Here is an 18532-nt window from a genome sequence, read left to right as displayed (position 1 = left end):
CTGATTCCGATGACCGGGGTCGGATGAACGGGGTCGACCGGCCGACCGTCGCCTTCCCGAAGGCGGAGAACCCAGGACCGCTGCCTTCCTGAAGGCCCGAGAACCCAGCGAGACCATGACTGATCACGAAAGCACCGCCGACGACGGCTTCTCCCCCGCCCCCGGCCCCGACGGGTTCAGCGAAGCGGAAGCCTCCTTCATCAGCGAGATGGGTTCGCTGATGGAGCGCTGGGGTCTTCCGCAGGCCACCGGACGCCTCTTCGGCTACCTCCTGCTGCGCAACAAGCCGGTGGACCTCGACACCATGACCCGTGAGCTCGGCCAGGCCAAGAGCGGACTCAGCGTGGCCGCACGCCAGTTGGAAGCCTGGACCCTGGTGCGGCGCTCCACCCGGCCCGGCAGCAGGCGGATCGATTACGAGGCGGTGGGCGACCTCCAGCATCTGCTGCTGGTGAACAACGCCCATATGCGCAAGTTCACCGAGACGCTGACCTCCGGCATCCCCGTGGCGCACGGCGAGGCCCGGGAGCGGCTGGCCTCGCTCGCCGACCTGTTCAACGGGTTCGTGGAGCAGACCGAGTCGCTGGTGGCCGCCTGGGAGGCCCGGCGCGGCGCCTCCTGAGCGTGTGCCCCCGTATCCGTACGGAATCGGGAACGGGCCCTCCGGACGGTTCGGCCGGAGGGTTTCGGCCGGACGGTTCTAGCGGACGGTTCGAGCGGATGATTCGGACCGGCTGGGGCGGGCAGGCGATCCGCCGTCCGGCCGATCGGTGCCGACCCGTCGGAACCCTCTCTTCCGGCACACGTCGGCCGGACGCCGATCCCGGCCGGACCGGGCCTACGGTCGGCCTGGTCAGCCCACCCCGACCGACGGAGATGTACGCGTATGGCAAAGATCCTTTTCGTGGTGACCGGTGCGGACCACTGGACCCTGGCGGACGGCACGGCCCACCCGACGGGCTTCTGGGCCGAGGAGGCCGTGGCCCCGTACCAGGTGTTCACCGGGGCCGGTCACGAGGTGGTCGTCGCCACTCCGGGCGGGGTCGTCCCCACCGTGGACCGGGGCAGCCTGGCGCCCGAGTTCAACGGGGGCCAGGAGGGCGCCGACCGGGTGGCGGCCGGGCTGGAGGCGTTCGAGGAGCTGCGGCGGCCGGTCACGCTGGAGGACGTGGACCTGGACGCGTACGACGCCGTCTTCTACCCCGGCGGCCACGGCCCGATGGAGGACCTCGCGGTGGACCCCGCCTCCGGGCGGCTGCTCGCCGGGGCCCTGGCGTCGGGCAAGCCGCTGGGCGTCGTCTGCCACGCCCCGGCGGCCCTGCTCGCCGCCACGGGCCCCGACGGCGCCAACGTGTTCGCCGGATACCGGCTGACCGGCTTCACCAACGCCGAGGAGGCCCAGGCGGGCTTCGCGGAGAAGGCCCGCTGGCTGCTCCAGGACCGGCTGGTGGAGGTCGGCGCGGACTTCCAGGAGGGCGAGCCCTGGGCACCGTTCGTGATCACCGACCGGAATCTGGTGACCGGTCAGAACCCGGCGTCCGCACAGCCGTTGGCCGAGGAGCTGCTCAAGCGGATCGGCTGACCGGTACGCGTCCGTGGCGCCCGCGCCCCGGTCCGTGACCCGGTCGCGGGCGTCACCAGTCCCGCTGGACGGGCGGCTCGCAGAGTTCCAGGACCACCGCACCCGACTCCGGCTCATCGCCCGCGAGGGGCTTCACCCGGGCGCCGACCGTCACCATCTGCGGTGCGGCGCCGACGACCTGACAGCGGAAGACGAACCCCTCGGGGAAGCGGACCAGGGACTCGTTGCGCGCCGCCTCGGTGTAGCGGTGGACCACGGCGGTCCGTACGACCACCCCGTGGCCGGTGGTGCGTTCCGGCTCCAGCTCGCTCGACGCGCACACCGGGCACAGCAGCCGCCGGAAGGACGCGGTACCGCACCAGCGGCAGCGGTTGTAGGAGAGGCCGCACTCCTCGTGCGCCTTCTGGACGGTGCCCATTCCTGCCTGAGACACGGATCGACCCCCTGCGCTCGACTCGGACGCGCCGCACCTGGCTGTTCGGCGCGTCCGCACCATATGGCACTGAGTGTCGGAGAGTAAAGGCACTGAGTGCCGATTATTACCGAGTTTTCTCCGCCGGTACGGATCGGGCCGGGCCCGGCCCCTCGGATCGGCCACGCCTCGGCCATGTATCGGCCACGCCTCGCCCATGCGTCGGCCCCGGCTCAGCTCTCGCCGACGGCCGCCTCGATCTGCTGCACGACGCGCCACATGGGGGTGCCTTTGGCGGCCACCATGACGATGACCTCGTTGTCGCCGGACCCGGTGGTGGTGACACCGGCCGGCCCCGGTTTCTCCAGCGCGGGCGAAGGTTCGGCGGGCCGCTCCCACACCTCCCGCACCAGGTCGAGCGCATGGTCCACGGCCGCCTCGGGGTCCCCCGCGCCGCCCGAACGCAGCCACAGCCGCAGCCCGTTGTTGTGCGCGGCGACCACGGAGGCGGCGATCACCTCGGCCCGCAGCGCCCCGTCGCCGTCCGCACCGAACCGGCCCCGCAGATGACCGGCGAGCGTCTGCTCGTAGCGGCGCACCACCGACAGCTCGTACGTCCGCAGTCCGGGCACCTCACGGGTGAGCCGGTAGCGCTGTACGGAGAACTCGGGGTCGGCCGCGTACATCCGCAGCACGATCCTCGCCGCGTCGCAGACCGCGCCCACCGGATCGCCGTCGTCCACGGCGGCCAGGAACTCGGTCATCTCGGCGAGGCAGCGGTCATGGTCCGGGAAGACCACGTCCTCCTTGGAGGGGAAGTACCGAAAGAAGGACCGCCGCCCCACCCCGGCCCGCGCCACGATGTCGTCGACCGTCGTCCGCTCGAAGCCCCGCTCCAGGAAGAGCTGGAACGCCGCCTGCGCGAGCACCTCCCGCATGGGCGCCTTCTTCTCGGGTCCGCGTGCCTCGCTCATGCGGCGAAACGTAGCATCGGAGGGAGGGTTTTGGCACTGGGTACCTTTACAGAGGGTACTGAGTGCCATAAGGTCACCCTTACGAAACCACACCCAGGTGGAACCGGGCCTGATCGGCAGGGGCCACACCGAGGTAGGCAGGAGAGCCGGCGTGAGCTTGAGGATCGTTGTCTGTGTGAAGTACGTGCCCGACGCGACCGGTGACCGGGGGTTCGCCGATGATCTGACGGTGGACCGTGAGGATGTCGATGGTCTGTTGTCGGAGCTGGACGAGTACGCGGTCGAGCAGGCGTTGCAGATCGCGGATGCGGCGGACGGTGCGGAGATCACGGTGGTGACGGTGGGTCCGGAGGACGCGAAGGACGCGTTGCGCAAGGCTCTGTCGATGGGTGCGGACAAGGCGGTCCATGTCGAGGACGACGATCTGCACGGCACGGACGTGATCGGGACCTCGCTGGTTTTGGCGAAGGCGGTCGAGAAGACCGGCTTTGACCTGGTGATCTGCGGGATGGCCTCGACCGACGGTGTCATGGGTGTCCTCCCGGCGCTGCTGGCGGAGCGGCTGGGTGTGCCGCAGGTGACGCTGCTGTCGGAGGTGACGGTCGCGGACGGTGTGGTGACCGGGCGCCGTGACGGCGACACCGCATCCGAGCAGCTGGAAGCCTCGCTGCCTGCGGTGGTGTCGGTGACCGACCAGTCCGGTGAGGCGCGTTACCCCTCGTTCAAGGGGATCATGGCGGCGAAGAAGAAGCCGGTGCAGTCGCTGGATCTGGACGATCTGGACCTGGACGCGGACCAGGTGGGTCTGGCGGGTGCGTGGACGGCCGTCGACTCGGCGACCGAGCGTCCGGCGCGGACGGCGGGCACGGTCGTGAAGGACGAGGGCGAGGGCGGCAGGCAGCTCGCCGAGTTCCTCGCGGGCCAGAAGTTCATCTAGGCCCCTTCCCTGCACGCCCGTATGCCCCTCCCCTTCTTTCTCTCGTCTGGAGTGCGTTGTCATGGCTGAAGTTCTTGTTCTGGTCGATCACGTGGACGGTGCGGTCCGCAAGCCCACCCTGGAGCTGCTGACGCTGGCCCGCCGGATCGGTGACCCGGTCGCCGTCGCGCTGGGTGCCGGTGCGGAGGCGACCGCGGGTGTGCTGGGTGAGCACGGTGCGGTACGGGTCCTGACCGCTGATGCCCCCGAGTTCGCGGACTACCTCGTCGTCCCCAAGGTGGACGCGTTGCAGGCCGCCTATGACGCGGTGTCGCCGGTGGCGGTGCTGGTGGTGTCCTCGGCCGAGGGCAAGGAGATCGCCGCCCGCCTCGCCCTGCGTATCGGGTCGGGGATCATCACCGATGCCACCGATCTGGAGGCCGGTGACCAGGGACCCGTCGCCACGCAGGCCGTGTTCGCCGCCTCCTACACCACCCGCTCCCGTGTGTCCCGGGGTGTTCCGGTCATCACGGTCAAGCCGAACTCCGCCCCCGTCGAGGCGGCTCCTGCGGCGGGTGCGGTGGAGGCCCTGAGCGTGTCGTTCAGTGAGGCGGCCACGGGGACGAAGGTGACGGCGCGTACGCCGCGTGAGTCGACGGGGCGCCCGGAGCTGACCGAGGCCGCGATCGTGGTCTCGGGCGGGCGCGGGGTGAACGGGGCGGAGAACTTCCCCCTGATCGAGGCCCTCGCCGACTCCCTGGGTGCTGCGGTGGGTGCGTCGCGGGCGGCGGTGGACGCGGGCTGGTACCCGCACACCTCCCAGGTCGGCCAGACCGGCAAGTCCGTCTCCCCCCAGCTCTACATCGCCTCCGGGATCTCCGGCGCGATCCAGCACCGGGCCGGGATGCAGACCTCCAAGACCATCGTCGCGGTCAACAAGGACCCCGAAGCCCCGATCTTCGACCTCGTCGACTACGGCGTCGTCGGCGACCTCTTCACCGTCGTCCCCCAGCTCACCGAAGAGATCAACAACCGCAAGGGCTGAACCCCCTGCTCCTTCCACAACGCTGGGCCGCACGGTGACCACACCGCGCGGCCCAGCGCCGTGTTACCGCCGCTCTTCGGCTATGCGGTCCGGCACCGCGCCCCGCACCTCCGCGCCGAGTCCGAACGTGGTGAAGGCGGTACGGTCCGGCAGCGGGTAAGTCTCCTTGCCCGTCAGCGCGTTGATGATGACGGCGGAGCGCCAGGCGGCCAGGCCCAGGTCCGGGGCGCCGACCCCGTGCGTGTGCCGTTCCGCGTTCTGCACGAAGACCGAACCGTCGATCCCCGGGGCGAGGACCAGCCGTTGGGCCTCGTCGACCTGCGGCCGTCCAACGTCGTCGCGGACGATGTACGGGTCCAGGGCGGCGAGCAGCGTGTCGACCGGGCGCTCCCGGTATCCGGTGGCGAGGACCACCGCGTCCGTGGTGAGCCGGCCCCGGACCTCCTGCTGGCCGTGCTCGACGGCCAGTTCGATGCGACCGCCGTCCGTGGTGGCGGCTCCGGTGACCTCGATGCCGGGGGTGAGGGTGACATCGGGCCAATCGCCGCCGAGGCTGCGCCGGTACAGCTCGTCGTGGATGTCCCCGAGCGTGTCCCCGCTGACCCCCTTGTAGAGCTGCCACTGACTGGGCAGCAGCCGGTCCCGGGTGGCCTGCGGCAGGCCGTGGAAGTAGCGCGTGTAGTCCGGGGTGAACTGCTCCAGGCCGATCTTGCTGTACTCCATGGGGGCGAAGGCCGGGGTACGGGCGAGCCACGTCAGCCCCTCCGCTCCCTCGGGCCGCGAGCGCAGCAGGTCCAGCAGGACTTCGGCGCCGGACTGCCCCGAGCCGACGACGGTGATGTGCCGGGCGGCGAGCAGCCGGTCCCGCTGGGCGAGGTAGTCGGCGGAGTGCAGGACCGGGGTCGCCGGGTCGGCGGCCAGGGCCCGCAGCGGCTCGGGGACGTACGGTGCGGTGCCGACACCGAGGGCGAGGTTACGGGCATGGGTGAGCCCGGTCCCCAGGGTCTCGCCGTCCGGGCCGAGCCGGGTGAACTCCACGGCGAACGCGGCCTCCCCCGCGTCCCAGGCGAGGGCGTCGACGCGGTGGCCGAAGTGGGTGGAGGGCAGTTCGGTGCTCACCCAGCGGAGGTAGTTGTCGAACTCGGAGCGGTGGATGTGGAAGCGCTCGGCGAAGTAGAACGGGAAGAGGCGGCGGCGGATCTTGAGGTAATTGAGGTAGCACCAGGGGCTGGTGGGCTCGACCAGGCTCACCAGGTCGGCCAGGAAGGGGACTTGGAGGGTGGCTCCCTCGATGAGCAGTCCGGGGTGCCAGTGGAAGGAGGTCCGCTGTTCGTGGAAGGCGCTGCGCAGGCCGGGCACGCCGTCGGCGAGTGCGGCGAGCGAGAGGTTGAAGGGCCCTGCGCCCACCCCCAGCAGATCGAGCGGCGGGGTTCGCGGTGCGGGCGTCATCGGGTTCCTCCAACAGGGTTCGTGCGCGTCGGCAACGTCATGGCGACAGCCTTTCCGTCACCGGGGCGCCGGTATCCCCGCCGCCCCCACCACCTCGGCCGCTTCCATCGCCGCCACGGCCCTCTTCGGCCGCCGCCCGTTCCGCCGTCTCCGTGACGAGGTCGAGCAGGGGCAGCAGGTCGGCGCTCGCGGCGACGGGGTGCAGCAGGGTGGCCTTGAGCCAGAGCCGGTGCCGCCCGTCGCCGTCCTCCGCCACCGCTCGTCCGAGGACGGCCCGGCCGTCCATGAGCAGCGCGCGGCGGACCTCGGCGACGACGGCGTCTCCGGCTTCCGGTTCCAGCGCGTCGGCCACGACCGGCCGGAACAGCACGGTGCTGATCCCGATCTCGCCGGGCCTGCGGCGCAGGGCGGGTCGCGCGTCGACGGCCCGGCCGAACTCCTCTGCCGTACTGACGCAGTGCTCGACCAGTTCGCTCAGTCCCCGGCGGCCCAGCGCGCGGAAAGTGGCCGCGATCTTCAGGGCGTCGGGGCGCCGGGTGGTGCGGATCGAGCGGCCGAGCAGGTCGGGGAGCCCGGCCTCGGTGTCGTCGTCGGCGTTGAGGTAGTCGGTGCGCAGGGACAGCGGGGCGAGCAGGGCGGTGTCCGCGACGGCCAGCACCCCGGCGGCGACCGGCTGCCAGCCGAGCTTGTGCAGGTCGAACGTTACGGAGACGGCGTGCTCCAGCCCCGCGAGCCGGGGCGCCAGGCGCTCGCTGAACAGCAGGGGCCCGCCGTACGCCGCGTCGACGTGGAGCTCGGCTCCGTACCGTCCGACGATCCGGGCGATCTCGGGGAGCGGGTCGATGCGGCCCTCGTCGGTGGTCCCGGCGGTGGCGACGACCAGGACCGGCCCGCCGCCGAGTCCGGCCAGGGTGCGGTCGAGGGCGGCGGGGTCGATGCGGCCGTCGTGGCAGGGGACGGTGGCGGGGGCGGGCAGGCCGAGCATCCAGGCGGCGCGGTGCACGCTGTGGTGGGCGTTGGCGCCGGTCACCACCCGCAGGGGGCCGTCGTGCGGTCCCGCGGCCGCCCGTTCCCGGGCGAGGAGGAGGGCGACGCAGTTGGACTCGGTGCCGCCGCTGGTGATGAGGGCGTCCGGTGCGAGGGCTGCCGGGTGGATGAGGCGGGCCAGTGCGGCCGTGGTCAGCTCCTCGATGACTCCGGCGGCGGGCGCCTGGTCCCAGGAGTCCATCGACGGGTTGAGTGCCGCTCCCGCCAGCTCCGCCGCGACCGCCACGGCGAGCGGCGGGCAGTGCAGATGGGCGACGCACGCGGGGTCGGCCGGGTCGGCGGCCCCTTCGGCGACCGCCCGTACGAGGTCCGTGAGGGCCGCCTCGGCGCCGACGCCCTCCTCGGGCAGTACCGGGCCGCACAGGGCGCGGGTCCGCCGGGCCACGGCTTCCGGTCCCCCGGCGGGCAGCGGTCCGCCCCGGGCGCGGGCGGCGGTCTCCAACGTGTCCAGGACGGTGGCGGTCAGAGCACGCAGATGGCCGGGGCCATGGACGCCGCCCGCGAGGAGGCCCTCCGTACCGGCGCTCACACCGCACGCTCCAGGGGGAGTTCGGCGGACAGCAGGCCCTGAGCACGCTCCATGGCGAAGCCCTTCGATCGGAGTGCAAGATCCACAACCGGGATTCGCTGGTTAGGCTAACCTAACTCCACCGTTGGGAAGAACGCGCTCCGGTCGCCCGGGTGTTCGGCCCGCCCATCGAACCGGTCTGCCCCCGACCGGAGTCGGGGGCAGCAGGATCTCAGGAGGCGTGCCCGGTACGGGAGCGGCGGTGGCCGCTCCCGTACCGGGCCGGATCACGCCGCTTCGGTGGGCAGCTCCGCGCGGATCTCCCGCGCGGCGGCGACCAGGTTCTCCAGGGAGGTCCGGGTCTCGGGCCACCCCCGGGTCTTCAGGCCGCAGTCGGGGTTCACCCACAGGCGCTCGGCCGGGATGGCCTCAAGTCCCTTGCGCAGCAGGGCCGCTGCTTCCTCGGTGCTCGGGATGCGCGGGGAGTGGATGTCGTAGACGCCGGGTCCGGCCTCACGGGGGTAGCCGTGGGCGGCGAGTTCGCGGGCGACCTGCATGTGGGAGCGGGCGGCCTCCAGGCTGATGACGTCGGCGTCGAGGTCGTCGATGGCCTGGACGATGTCGCCGAACTCCGCGTAGCACATGTGGGTGTGGATCTGGGTGTCCGGCCGCACCCCGGCGGTCGCCAGGCGGAAGGACTCCGTCGCCCACTCCAGGTACGCGGCGTGCTCGGCGGCCCGCAGCGGAAGCGTCTCGCGCAGGGCGGGCTCGTCCACCTGGATCACCGAAGTGCCGTTCGCCTCAAGGTCGTTGACCTCGTCGCGCAGGGCGAGGGCGACCTGGCGGGCGGTCTCGCCGAGCGGCTGGTCGTCGCGGACGAAGGACCAGGCGAGCATGGTGACCGGCCCGGTGAGCATGCCCTTGACGGGGCGCTCGGTGAGCGACTGCGCGTACGCCGTCCAGCGCACCGTCATCGGCTCGGGGCGCGAGATGTCCCCGGCGAGGACCGGCGGGCGGACGTAGCGGGTGCCGTACGACTGGACCCAGCCGTGCTGGGTGGCGAGGTAGCCGGTGAGCTGCTCGGCGAAGTACTGCACCATGTCGTTGCGTTCGGGCTCGCCGTGGACCAGGACGTCGATCCCGGCCTTCTCCTGGAAGGAGAGGACCTCGCGGATCTCGTCCTTGATGCGCTCCTCGTACCCGGCCTCGTCGATCCGGCCCGCCCGCAGGTCGGCGCGGGCGGTGCGCAGTTCGGTGGTCTGCGGGAACGAGCCGATGGTGGTGGTCGGCAGCAGCGGCAGACCGAGGTGCGCCCGCTGGGCGACGGTCCGCTCGGCGTAGGGCTGGGAGCGGCGGCCGTCGGCGTCGGTGATGGCCGCCGTACGGGCCCGGACGGCCGGGTCGTGGGTGAGGGCGGCCCCGGCGCGGGAGGCCAGGTCGGCCCGGTTGGCGGCGAGTTCGGCGGTGATGGCCTCGGTACCGGCGGACAGACCGCGCGCCAGGACGGTGATCTCCTCGGTCTTCTGCTTGGCGAAGGCGAGCCAGCGGGCGATCTGCGGGTCGATGTCCCGCTCGGCCCCGGCGTCCAGCGGGACGTGCAGCAGGGAGCAGGAGGCGGAGACGTCGACGTGGTCGGCGAGGCCGAGGAGCGTGCCGAGGGTGGCGAGCGACTTCTCGTAGTCGTTGATCCAGATGTTGCGGCCGTTGACGACGCCCGCGACCAGCCGCTTGCCGGGCAGTCCGCCGGCCGCCGCGAGGTCCGCGAGGTTCCCGGCGCCCGACTCGGTGAAGTCCAGCGCGAGCCCCTCGACCGGGGACTTGGCGAGCACCGGCAGGGCCTCGCCGAGCCGTCCGAAGTAGGAGGCGACCAGCAGCTTGGAGCGGTCGGCCAGACCGCCCAGCTCGCGGTAGGCGCGGGCGGCGGCGTTCAGCTCGGCCGGGGTGCGGTCCTGGACAAGGGCGGGCTCGTCCAGCTGCACCCATTCGGCGCCCGCCGCGCGGAGGTCGGCGAGGACCTCGGCGTATACGGGGAGGAGCCGGTCCAGCAGGGTCAGCGGCTCGAAGTCGGCGGCCACCCCGGGCGCCGCCTTGGCGAGCAGGAGGTAGGTGACCGGGCCGACGAGGACCGGGCGCGGGGTGTGCCCCAGCGCGAGGGCCTCCTTCAGCTCGGCGACCTGCTTGGCGGAGTCGGCGGTGAACACCGTGTCCGGGCCCAACTCGGGCACCAGGTAGTGGTAGTTGGTGTCGAACCACTTGGTCATTTCGAGGGGCGCCACGTCCTGCGTGCCACGGGCCATGGCGAAGTAGCCGTCGAGGGCGTCGGCGGCGACCGCGTCGCGGTGCCGCTCGGGGACAGCGCCGACCATGACACTGGTGTCCAGGACGTGGTCGTAGTACGAGAAATCACCGGTCGGCACTTCGTGGACGCCGGCCTCGGCGAGCTGCTGCCAGGTGCCCCGGCGCAGTTCGGCGGCGGTCTGCCGGAGGGTGTCCGCGTCGACGCGGCCCTTCCAGTAGCCCTCGATGGCCTTCTTCAGTTCACGGTTCTGACCCTGGCGGGGGTAGCCGTACACGGTGGCCCGTGCTGCCGCGGCTGCGGGCTTCGCTGTCACGTGACTCTCCTTCGCGAGCGTGTCTCCAGCTGATCCCGGGGACGGGACGCGGACGCGAAGGGGTGACGAATCGGGCGGATACGCGACACGTTGACCGTGTCCGTCCACCCGACGGTTACGCCGACCCGCCCACGAGGTCACCGGGAACTCCGCACGCGAACGGTCGCGTGCGGGCAACGGGCAGGTCTTCGGACTCGTGGGCACGTCTGCCGGGGCAGACACCTACTGGCCGTCGCTTCCCAGGTCCTGCGTGGACCCAGTGCGTATGACGGCGGTCGTTCCCACTCACCGCTGCGGGGCAGTCCCGGATTCCCACCGGGTTCCCTCTTACGACACCCCGTCTGGCGGACAGGGCGAACCAGCTGCACCGGCCACCCTAAGGGGACGGCCGCCGGGCGCACACCGTTGTTCACACTTCGGACGGTGATATGAGACACGGCCCCCGAACGGGTGGCGCGGGTTCCGCTCCTCTTCGCCCGTTCGCTGACTCCTGGTCAGTTCGTGCGGGCACGGTGACCCAGATGTAACCGAATGGCGTAGGCGAGCCGGAACCACAGAGCGTCACAGGCCGTTCTTCTTGCCAATACACGGCCGCCGACCGGCGGCGGCGAGGAGAGAAGGGGAGCGCTGTATGAAGAAGACAGTCGGCTGGGCCCAGGACGGCGACGGCTGGACGATCACCGTGAACGGCACGCAGTACCGGGCTGTGGAGCGCGCCACCGACGGGCGCGTGGACAACTATCTGGTGCGGGGCAACGACCTGAGCGCCGAGTGCCCGAGCCTCGGGCACGGGCTCGGAGTGATCCGGGCGCACGAGTCCCGGAGCTGACCTCCGGCCGGGTCCGACGACGAGGTGCGGCGGCCGCCCGCGCCTCGCCCGGCCCGCCACCCCTTGTCCGGGCCCCCGCTCACGGGCCGGGGCCCATCAGCGGCCGGTGCCGCCCACGCCTCCGGGGGCCCGAGGCACCCGCAGCGCCCGGCCCACCTGAGGCGCCCGAGGCGCCGGCCCGTTCTCAGCGCCCGCGCCGCCTCAGGCCGCAAGCCCCGCCCGTGCCGCCTCAGGCGTCAGCGCCGCGTCGGGTCCCGTGCCGCCCGAGGCGCCCGCGCCCTCAGGCCCCCGCGCCGCCCGGCGTCCCCGGGCCCTGTCCCTGCCGCAGCAGGTACGTGTCCATGATCCAGCCATGCCGTTCCCGGGCCTCGGCGCGTACGCGGCTGATCCGCTCGGCGACCTCGTCGAGCGGTCCGGAGACGAGGAGTTCGTCCGGGGTGCCGATATAGGCGCCCCAGTAGATCCACAGGCCCCGGCCCGTCAGATGGGTGAAGCTCTCGTGGCCGTCGAGCATCACGACGATGTCGCCGTCGTCGTCCGGGAACCCCTCCGCCAGCCGTCGGCCGGGGGTGATGTGGATCGGGCGGCCGACCTGGTTCAGGGTGGTGCGGTGGCGGGCGGCGAGCGCGGAAACGCTGCTGATGCCGGGGACCACCTCATGACCGAAGGCCACGGTGCCCCGTCCCCGGATGTCCTCCAGGATCGCCAGGGTGCTGTCGTACAGGGACGGATCGCCCCACACCAGGAACGCTCCGCACTCCCCCGGTGCCAGCTCCTCGATGATCAGGCGTTCGCAGATGTCGGCGCGGCGGTGGCGCCAGTCGTGCACCGCCGTCGTGTAGCGCCCCCGGTCGTCCTGGGTGCGGTCCCGCCAGGGGTCCTCGGCCTCCACGACCCGGTAGGGGCCGGTGAGGTGCTCGGCCAGGATGTCCCGCCGCAGCCGGGTCAGGGAGTCCTTCTCCCGGCCCTTGCCGAGCACGAAGAAGACCTGGGCCCTGCGCATGGCCTTGATCGCGGCGAGGGTCAGATGGTCGGGGTCACCGGCTCCCATGCCGATGACGAGGATGTGGCGTGGCGGTGCGTCGCTCATATCGGCCGATCATGCCAGGGCGGGGGCGGGCGATCCTGGCGGGGGGCGGGACGGACGGGTCACACCGGGAGCTCGCAGGGGGCGGGGCGGACGGGGACACCAAGGGCTCGCCGGGGGCGGGGCCGTCGAACATGCCGGGAGCGAGGCGGGGTGGACTTACTAGGACGTCCAACTATATGTTCGTGAGCAGAGAGGTGACCGGCCCGGAGCCGGTCGCCTCGAAGGCCCGTGGTGTCAGGGAAGCCGGTGCGATTCCGGCGCGGTCCCGCCACTGTGACCGGGGAGTTTCGTCCTCGCAGGACACGCCACTGACGGCGAACCAGCCGTCGGGAAGGCATGAGGGCGGGCGCTGATCCGGGAGTCAGGATACCGGCCCCGGGATGTTCCGTGTTTCCACGAGGATGGAGCAGACACGCATGGCACCGGTCCGCACCCACGGCCCCGCAGGCCCGTCCCGGCGAGCGGTTCTCCCCGCCCCCTGACGGCCCCCGCCCTCCGCGTCCCTCCCGGCGGCAGCCCTTCCGCGTCCTCGCGCACCCGACCGGTGCGCGGGCCGGTGGCAGCCGTGCGCCATCCCCGGATCTCTCCTGACGATCTCACCGACGAGAGCAGGCTTCCATGGTCCGCGAACTCACCCATTTCATCGGCGGCAAGCACACGCCCGGCACCTCGGGCACGTACGGCGATGTCTACGACCCCAACACCGGACAGGTCCAGGCCCGGGTGCCGCTGGCCGGCCGGTCCGAGACCGAGGCGGCCATCGCCGACGCGGCCGAGGCGCAGCTCGAGTGGGGCGAGTGGAACCCGCAGCGCCGCGCCCGGGTCCTGCTGCGCTTCCTCCAGCTGGTCGAGAAGGAGAAGGACGCGCTGGCCCGGCTGCTCTCCTCCGAACACGGCAAGACCGTGGCCGACGCGCACGGTGACATCGCGCGCGGTCTGGACGTGGTGGAGTTCGCGGCCGGTGTCCCGCATCTGCTGAAGGGCGAGTTCAGCGACAACGCGGGCGCCGGGATCGATGTCCACTCGCTGCGCCGGCCGCTCGGCGTGGTCGCGGGCATCACCCCGTTCAACTTCCCGGCGATGATCCCACTCTGGAAGGCCGCACCCGCTCTGGCCTGCGGCAACGCCTTCATCCTCAAGCCGTCGGAGCGGGACCCGTCGGTGCCGCTGCGGCTCGCCGAACTCTTCCTGGAGGCGGGGCTGCCGCCGGGGGTCCTGAACGTCGTCAACGGTGGCAAGGAGGCCGTGGACACCCTGCTGGAGGACCCGCGCGTCAAGGCGCTCGGGTTCGTCGGCTCGACGCCGATCGCCGCGCACATCTACGCCACCGCCGCCGCCCACGGGAAGCGGGCGCAGTGCTTCGGCGGGGCGAAGAACCACATGATCGTGATGCCGGACGCCGATCTGGACCAGGCGGTGGACGCGCTGATCGGCGCCGGGTACGGATCGGCGGGCGAGCGGTGCATGGCGATCTCGGTGGCCGTGCCGGTCGGTGAGGAGACCGCCGACGCGCTGGTCGCCAAGCTGACCGAGCGGATCGCGGAGCTGCGGATCGGCCGCTCGGACGACCCGGACGCCGACTTCGGGCCGCTGGTGGGCCGGGACGCGGTGGACCGGGTGCGCGGCTATGTCGACCTCGGTGTGGAGGAGGGCGCCGAACTGGTCGTCGATGGGCGGGACTTCACCCTGGAAGGCCATGAGGAGGGGTTCTTCGCGGGCGCCTCGCTCTTCGACCGGGTCACCCCGGAGATGCGGATCTACCAGGAGGAGATCTTCGGCCCGGTGGTGTGTGTGGTCCGTGCGGCGGACTACGAGGAGGCGCTGCGGCTGCCCTCGGAGCACGTGTACGGCAACGGCGTCGCCCTCTTCACCCGGGACGGAGACATCGCGCGTGACTTCACCCGGCGGGTCGACACGGGCATGGTCGGCGTGAACGTGCCGATCCCGGTGCCGGTGGCGTACCACACGTTCGGCGGCTGGAAGCGGTCCGGCTTCGGGGACCTGAACCAGCACGGGCCGGACGCCATCCGCTTCTACACCCGTACCAAGACCGTCACTTCGCGCTGGCCCGCCTCCGGTATCCGGGACGGCGCGAGCTTCACGATTCCGACCATGGGATGAGCGCCGTGACCACCCTGCTCACCGACGACCAGCTCGCGGTCGTCGAGACGACACTCGACTTCGCCCAGGAGCACCTGGCCCCGCACGCCGTGGCCTGGGACCAGGACAAGCACTTCCCCGTCGACGTCCTGCGGAAGGCGGCGGGGCTCGGCCTGGGAGGTGTGTACGTACGGGAGGAGCTCGGCGGTTCCGGGCTGTCCCGCTCCGACGGGGTTCTCGTCTTCGAGGCCCTCGCCACCGGCTGCCCGTCGGTCGCGGGCTACCTCTCCATCCACAACATGGTCGCCTGGATGGTCGACCAGTACGGCACCGAGGCCCAGCGCGGCCGGTATCTGCCGGCGCTCTGCACCATGGAGCAGCTGGGCAGTTACTGCCTGACCGAGCCGGGCGCGGGCTCCGACGCGGCGGCGCTGCGCACCCGTGCGGTGCGCGACGGCGACCACTACGTCCTCACGGGGACCAAGCAGTTCATTTCCGGGGCGGGCGCCTCGCACCTCTACATCGTGCTGGCCCGTACCGGCGACGACGGGCCCGGTGGGATCTCCGCGTTCCTTGCCGAACGGGACGACGAGGGGCTCTCGTTCGGGGCCAACGAGAAGAAGATGGGGTGGAACGCGCAGCCCACCCGGCAGGTCGTGCTCGACGGGGTGCGTATCCCGGCGGACCGGCTGCTCGGCGCCGAGGGCGAGGGGTTCCGGATCGCGATGAACGGCCTGAACGGCGGCCGGCTCGGGATCGCCGCCTGCTCGCTGGGCGGTGCGCAGAGCGCGCTGGACCGGTCGCTGGCCCATCTCGCGGACCGGGAGGCGTTCGGCAAGCCGCTGCTGGACGCGCAGGCGCTCCAGTTCCGGCTGGCCGACATGGCGACCGAACTGGCCGCCGCCCGGGCCCTGGTGCGGCAGGCCGCCGAGGCGCTGGACCGGAAGGCGGGCGGGGCACCGGAGTTGTGCGCGATGGCCAAGCGCTTCGCCACCGACACCGGCTACGCGGTCGCGGACCGGGCGCTCCAACTCCACGGCGGTTACGGCTATCTGGCCGAGTACGGCATCGAGAAGATCGTGCGGGACCTGCGGGTCCACCAGATCCTGGAAGGGACCAACGAGATCATGCGTGTCATTGTGGCCCGGAGCCTGACGGGAGCCCTGCGATGAGCGAGGATCTCGTGCTCGTCCACACCGAGGGGCGTACGGGGGTGGTGACCCTGAACCGGCCCAAGGCGCTCAACGCCCTCACCCACGGCATGGTGGAGACGATCGCGGCGGCCCTGGACCGGTGGGAGCACGACCCCGAGGTGACCACCGTCGTGATCACCGGGGCCGGGGAGCGCGGCCTGTGCGCGGGCGGCGACATCCGGTCCATCTACGAGGACGCCCGGGCGGGCGGGAAGGCGTCGGCCGCGTTCTGGCGCGACGAGTACCGGCTGAACGCGCGGATCGCCCGCTATCCGAAGCCGTACGTGGCGGTCATGGACGGCATCGTGATGGGCGGCGGGGTCGGCGTCTCGGCGCACGGCAGCGTCCGGATCGTCACCGAGCGGTCCAAGGTGGCCATGCCGGAGACCGGGATCGGCTTCGTGCCGGACGTCGGCGGTACGTATCTGCTAGCGCTGGCCCCCGGCGAGCTGGGTACCCATCTCGCCCTGACCGGTGCGGTGGTGGGGGCCCGGGACGCGCTGCTGTGCGGGCTGGCCGACCACTTCGTACCGGCGGCCGAGCTGCCCGCGTTCCTCGCCGGGCTGCGGACGGAGGCGCCCACCGAGGTGCTGCGCCGCCATGTCCGGGACGCGCCTGGCGGCACCCTGGAGGCGGACCGGCCCTGGATCGACCACTGTTACGCCGCCGACACGGTCGAGGAGATCGTGGAGCGGCTGCTCGCCTCGGACGCCCCGGCGGCCGGTGAGGCGGCGAAGACGATCCTGGGCCGCTCGCCCGTCGCCCTCAAGGTCACCCTCGCCTCGCTGCGGCGGGCGCGTGAACTCGGCCCGCTGGAAAGGGTGCTGGAGCAGGAGTACCGCGTCTCGTACGCGGCCCTCGCCTCCGCCGATCTGGTGGAGGGCATCCGGGCCCAGGTGATCGACAAGGACCGCTCCCCCCGCTGGACCCCGGGGACGCTCGTGGAGGTCACGGAGGCGGACGTGGCCCGGTACTTCGCACCGACCGGCGACGGGGAACTCGTCCTCGCCGCAGCCGACTCACCGCAGGAGGTGCCCTGGTGACCACCACCACGACCGTCGCGTTCATCGGCCTCGGCCACATGGGCGGCCCGATGGCCGCCAACCTCGTCCGGGCCGGGTACCGGGTGCTCGGCCACGACCTGGTGGAGAGCTGTCTCGCCGCCGCCGTGGAGAGCGGGGTCGAGCGGGCGAAGTCCGCCACGGAGGCGGCCTCGGTGGCCGATGTGGTGATCACCATGCTGCCCGCCGGACGCCATGTCCTCTCGCTGTACGGGCCGGAGGGGCTGCTCGAAGCGGCCCGCCCCGGCACGCTGTTCGTCGACTGCTCGACCATCGACGTGGCTGACTCCCGGGCCGCCCACGCGGCAGCGGCGGCGACCGGGCACCGCTCGCTGGACGCCCCGGTCTCCGGCGGGGTGGTGGGCGCCGAGGCGGGCACCCTCACCTTCATGGCCGGGGGCGAGGAGGCCGCGTTCGCGGAGGCCGAGCCGCTGCTCTCCGTGATGGGCAAGAAGGCGGTGCACTGCGGTGCGGGCGGCGCCGGGCAGGCGGCGAAGATCTGCAACAACATGATCCTCGGCGTCTCGATGATCGCCGTCAGCGAGGCGTTCGTCCTCGCGGAGAGCCTCGGCCTCTCCGACCAGGCGCTGTACGACGTGGCGTCGGCGGCCTCCGGCCAGTGCTGGGCGCTCACCGTCAACTGCCCGGTCCCCGGCCCGGTCCCGACGAGCCCGGCCAACCGCGACTACCGCCCCGGGTTCGCCGCGCCCCTGATGGCGAAGGACCTGGGCCTGGCCGCCAACGCCCTGCGCGCGGGCGGTATCGACGCCGAACTGGGCTTGCGAGCCGCCGAGTTGTACGCACGGTTCGCCGAAGGGGCGGGGGCGGAGCAGGACTTCTCCGGGATCGTCCGGGCCATCCGGGCGGCGTCGAACACCACCGCAACGCAGGAAGGCACCACCGCATGAGCGAGCACGACGGCACCGCGTCCACCCCCGGCCCGTACAGCACGATCCTGGTCGAGCGCCGGGGCCGTACCGCCCTGGTCACCCTGAACCGCCCCAAGGCGCTCAACGCGCTGAGCCTGGAGGTCATGCGGGAGACGGTCGAGGCCACCGAGGCGCTGGACCGGGACCCGGGCGTCGGCTGCATCGTCATCACCGGCAGCGGCGAGAAGGCGTTCGCGGCGGGTGCGGACATCAAGGAGATGCAGCCGCAGAGCTATATGGACATGTATCTCAGCGACTGGTTCACCGCCTGGGACCGGCTCGGCCAGCTGCGGACGCCGACGATCGCCGCCGTACGGGGCTACGCCCTGGGCGGGGGCTGCGAGCTGGCGATGCTCTGTGATCTGGTGATCGCCTCGGAGTCGGCCGTCTTCGGGCAGCCGGAGATCCGGCTCGGGGTGATCCCGGGCATCGGCGGCTCGCAGCGGCTGACCCGGGCGGTCGGCAAGGCCAAGGCGATGGACCTCTGTCTCACCGGCCGGAACATGGACGTCCAGGAGGCGGAACGGGCCGGGCTGGTGTCCCGGATCGTCCCGGACGCGGATCTCCTGACGGAGGCGCTCAAGGCCGCGGACACGGTCGCCGGTATGTCGGCGCCCGTCGCGATGATGGCGAAGGAGGCGGTGAACCGCGCCTTCGAGACCACCCTCGCCGAGGGCGTCCGCTTCGAACGCCGCCTGTTCCACGCGGTGTTCGCGACGGCCGACCAGAAGGAGGGCATGAAGGCGTTCACCGAGAAGCGGCCGGCGGAGTTCACCCACCGCTGA

General features: G+C 72.1%; 16 protein-coding genes and 2 riboswitches. Of the genes, 10 read left to right on the top strand and 6 right to left on the bottom strand.

Annotated features, from left to right (window positions below; translation table 11 throughout):
- Positions 1–115 precede the first annotated feature (115 nt).
- Both B7C62_31430 and B7C62_31425 read left to right on the top strand, forming a co-directional pair.
- Positions 116–622, top strand: coding sequence for an ArsR family transcriptional regulator (locus B7C62_31430; protein ID ARF76291.1), 507 nt, complete (start codon positions 116–118; stop codon positions 620–622).
- A 264-nt stretch (positions 623–886) separates the two neighbouring features.
- Positions 887–1582, top strand: a complete 696-nt coding sequence (locus B7C62_31425) for a type 1 glutamine amidotransferase domain-containing protein (protein ARF76290.1) — start codon at positions 887–889, stop codon at positions 1580–1582.
- Between the two features lie 52 nt (positions 1583–1634).
- Here the strand turns inward: B7C62_31425 and B7C62_31420 are convergent, their stop codons facing one another.
- Positions 1635–2000, bottom strand: a complete 366-nt coding sequence (locus B7C62_31420) for a hypothetical protein (GenBank protein ARF76289.1) — start codon at positions 1998–2000, stop codon at positions 1635–1637.
- A 227-nt stretch (positions 2001–2227) separates the two neighbouring features.
- Positions 2228–2932: a TetR family transcriptional regulator gene (locus B7C62_31415; protein ARF76288.1), complete on the bottom strand. Its 705-nt coding sequence runs from the start codon at positions 2930–2932 to the stop codon at positions 2228–2230.
- A gap of 187 nt (positions 2933–3119) precedes the next feature.
- On the opposite strand from B7C62_31415, the gene B7C62_31410 reads away from it, so the two are divergent.
- On the top strand, positions 3120–3905 hold the full coding sequence (locus B7C62_31410; protein ID ARF76287.1) for an electron transfer flavoprotein subunit beta: 786 nt from the start codon (positions 3120–3122) through the stop codon (positions 3903–3905).
- A gap of 61 nt (positions 3906–3966) precedes the next feature.
- Positions 3967–4929, top strand: a complete 963-nt coding sequence (locus B7C62_31405; GenBank protein ID ARF76286.1) for an electron transfer flavoprotein subunit alpha — start codon at positions 3967–3969, stop codon at positions 4927–4929.
- A 63-nt stretch (positions 4930–4992) separates the two neighbouring features.
- Here B7C62_31405 and B7C62_31400 read toward each other — a convergent pair whose 3' ends face one another.
- The 3 genes from B7C62_31400 to B7C62_31390 form a co-directional block, all read right to left on the bottom strand.
- Entirely contained in the window at positions 4993–6378 is a 1386-nt protein-coding gene (locus B7C62_31400; GenBank protein ARF76285.1) for a lysine 6-monooxygenase, read from the bottom strand.
- A 37-nt stretch (positions 6379–6415) separates the two neighbouring features.
- Entirely contained in the window at positions 6416–7954 is a 1539-nt protein-coding gene (locus B7C62_31395; GenBank protein ARF76284.1) for an aspartate aminotransferase family protein, read from the bottom strand.
- 266 nt (positions 7955–8220) lie between these two features.
- Complete coding sequence (locus B7C62_31390; protein ID ARF76283.1) at positions 8221–10545, bottom strand: 5-methyltetrahydropteroyltriglutamate--homocysteine S-methyltransferase; 2325 nt, start codon at positions 10543–10545, stop codon at positions 8221–8223.
- 161 nt (positions 10546–10706) lie between these two features.
- Positions 10707–10923: riboswitch (cobalamin riboswitch) on the bottom strand.
- A gap of 253 nt (positions 10924–11176) precedes the next feature.
- On the opposite strand from B7C62_31390, the gene B7C62_31385 reads away from it, so the two are divergent.
- Positions 11177–11374, top strand: coding sequence for a hypothetical protein (locus B7C62_31385; protein ARF76282.1), 198 nt, complete (start codon positions 11177–11179; stop codon positions 11372–11374).
- A 280-nt stretch (positions 11375–11654) separates the two neighbouring features.
- On the opposite strand, the gene B7C62_31380 is transcribed toward B7C62_31385, so the two are convergent.
- Positions 11655–12464, bottom strand: a complete 810-nt coding sequence (locus B7C62_31380; protein ID ARF76281.1) for a precorrin-6A synthase (deacetylating) — start codon at positions 12462–12464, stop codon at positions 11655–11657.
- A 212-nt stretch (positions 12465–12676) separates the two neighbouring features.
- Positions 12677–12857, top strand: a riboswitch (cobalamin riboswitch).
- A gap of 225 nt (positions 12858–13082) precedes the next feature.
- Between B7C62_31380 and B7C62_31375 the strand changes: the two genes are divergently transcribed.
- The 5 genes from B7C62_31375 to B7C62_31355 are packed head-to-tail and all read left to right on the top strand — an operon-like array spanning position 13083 to position 18532.
- Positions 13083–14585, top strand: a complete 1503-nt coding sequence (locus B7C62_31375) for a methylmalonate-semialdehyde dehydrogenase (CoA acylating) (GenBank protein ID ARF76280.1) — start codon at positions 13083–13085, stop codon at positions 14583–14585.
- Positions 14582–15736, top strand: coding sequence for an acyl-CoA dehydrogenase (locus B7C62_31370; protein ARF76279.1), 1155 nt, complete (start codon positions 14582–14584; stop codon positions 15734–15736). Before B7C62_31375 ends, B7C62_31370 begins: the two co-directional genes overlap by 4 nt.
- Positions 15733–16800 carry a 3-hydroxyisobutyryl-CoA hydrolase gene (locus tag B7C62_31365; protein ARF76278.1) on the top strand — a complete coding sequence of 356 codons (1068 nt, stop codon included), beginning with the start codon at positions 15733–15735 and terminating at the stop codon, positions 16798–16800. Before B7C62_31370 ends, B7C62_31365 begins: the two co-directional genes overlap by 4 nt.
- Complete coding sequence (locus tag B7C62_31360; GenBank protein ARF76277.1) at positions 16797–17726, top strand: 3-hydroxyisobutyrate dehydrogenase; 930 nt, start codon at positions 16797–16799, stop codon at positions 17724–17726. The genes B7C62_31365 and B7C62_31360 overlap by 4 nt, the downstream gene beginning before the upstream one ends.
- Positions 17723–18532 (top strand): enoyl-CoA hydratase, encoded by an 810-nt coding sequence (locus tag B7C62_31355; GenBank protein ARF76276.1) that lies wholly within the window; start codon positions 17723–17725, stop codon positions 18530–18532. Before B7C62_31360 ends, B7C62_31355 begins: the two co-directional genes overlap by 4 nt.

Origin of the sequence: Kitasatospora albolonga (genome assembly GCA_002082585.1) — a bacterium.
Taxonomy (GTDB): Bacteria; Actinomycetota; Actinomycetes; order Streptomycetales; family Streptomycetaceae; genus Streptomyces; species Streptomyces stephensoniae.
Note: the sequence above shows the minus strand (reverse complement) of the source record. Positions and strands in the feature narration are given on the sequence as shown.

Bases quoted from the DNA above. Each gene is read 5' to 3' on its own strand.
- B7C62_31430 (ARF76291.1), top strand. From the start codon at position 116: ATGACTGATCACGAAAGCACCGCCGACGACGGCTTCTCCCCCGCCCCC.
- B7C62_31425 (ARF76290.1), top strand. From the start codon at position 887: ATGGCAAAGATCCTTTTCGTGGTGACCGGTGCGGACCACTGGACCCTG.
- B7C62_31420 (ARF76289.1), bottom strand. From the start codon at position 2,000: ATGGGCACCGTCCAGAAGGCGCACGAGGAGTGCGGCCTCTCCTACAAC.
- B7C62_31415 (ARF76288.1), bottom strand. From the start codon at position 2,932: ATGCGGGAGGTGCTCGCGCAGGCGGCGTTCCAGCTCTTCCTGGAGCGG.
- B7C62_31405 (ARF76286.1), top strand. From the start codon at position 3,967: ATGGCTGAAGTTCTTGTTCTGGTCGATCACGTGGACGGTGCGGTCCGC.
- B7C62_31400 (ARF76285.1), bottom strand. From the start codon at position 6,378: ATGACGCCCGCACCGCGAACCCCGCCGCTCGATCTGCTGGGGGTGGGC.
- B7C62_31385 (ARF76282.1), top strand. From the start codon at position 11,177: ATGAAGAAGACAGTCGGCTGGGCCCAGGACGGCGACGGCTGGACGATC.
- B7C62_31380 (ARF76281.1), bottom strand. From the start codon at position 12,464: ATGAGCGACGCACCGCCACGCCACATCCTCGTCATCGGCATGGGAGCC.
- B7C62_31375 (ARF76280.1), top strand. From the start codon at position 13,083: ATGGTCCGCGAACTCACCCATTTCATCGGCGGCAAGCACACGCCCGGC.
- B7C62_31370 (ARF76279.1), top strand. From the start codon at position 14,582: ATGAGCGCCGTGACCACCCTGCTCACCGACGACCAGCTCGCGGTCGTC.
- B7C62_31365 (ARF76278.1), top strand. From the start codon at position 15,733: ATGAGCGAGGATCTCGTGCTCGTCCACACCGAGGGGCGTACGGGGGTG.
- B7C62_31355 (ARF76276.1), top strand. From the start codon at position 17,723: ATGAGCGAGCACGACGGCACCGCGTCCACCCCCGGCCCGTACAGCACG.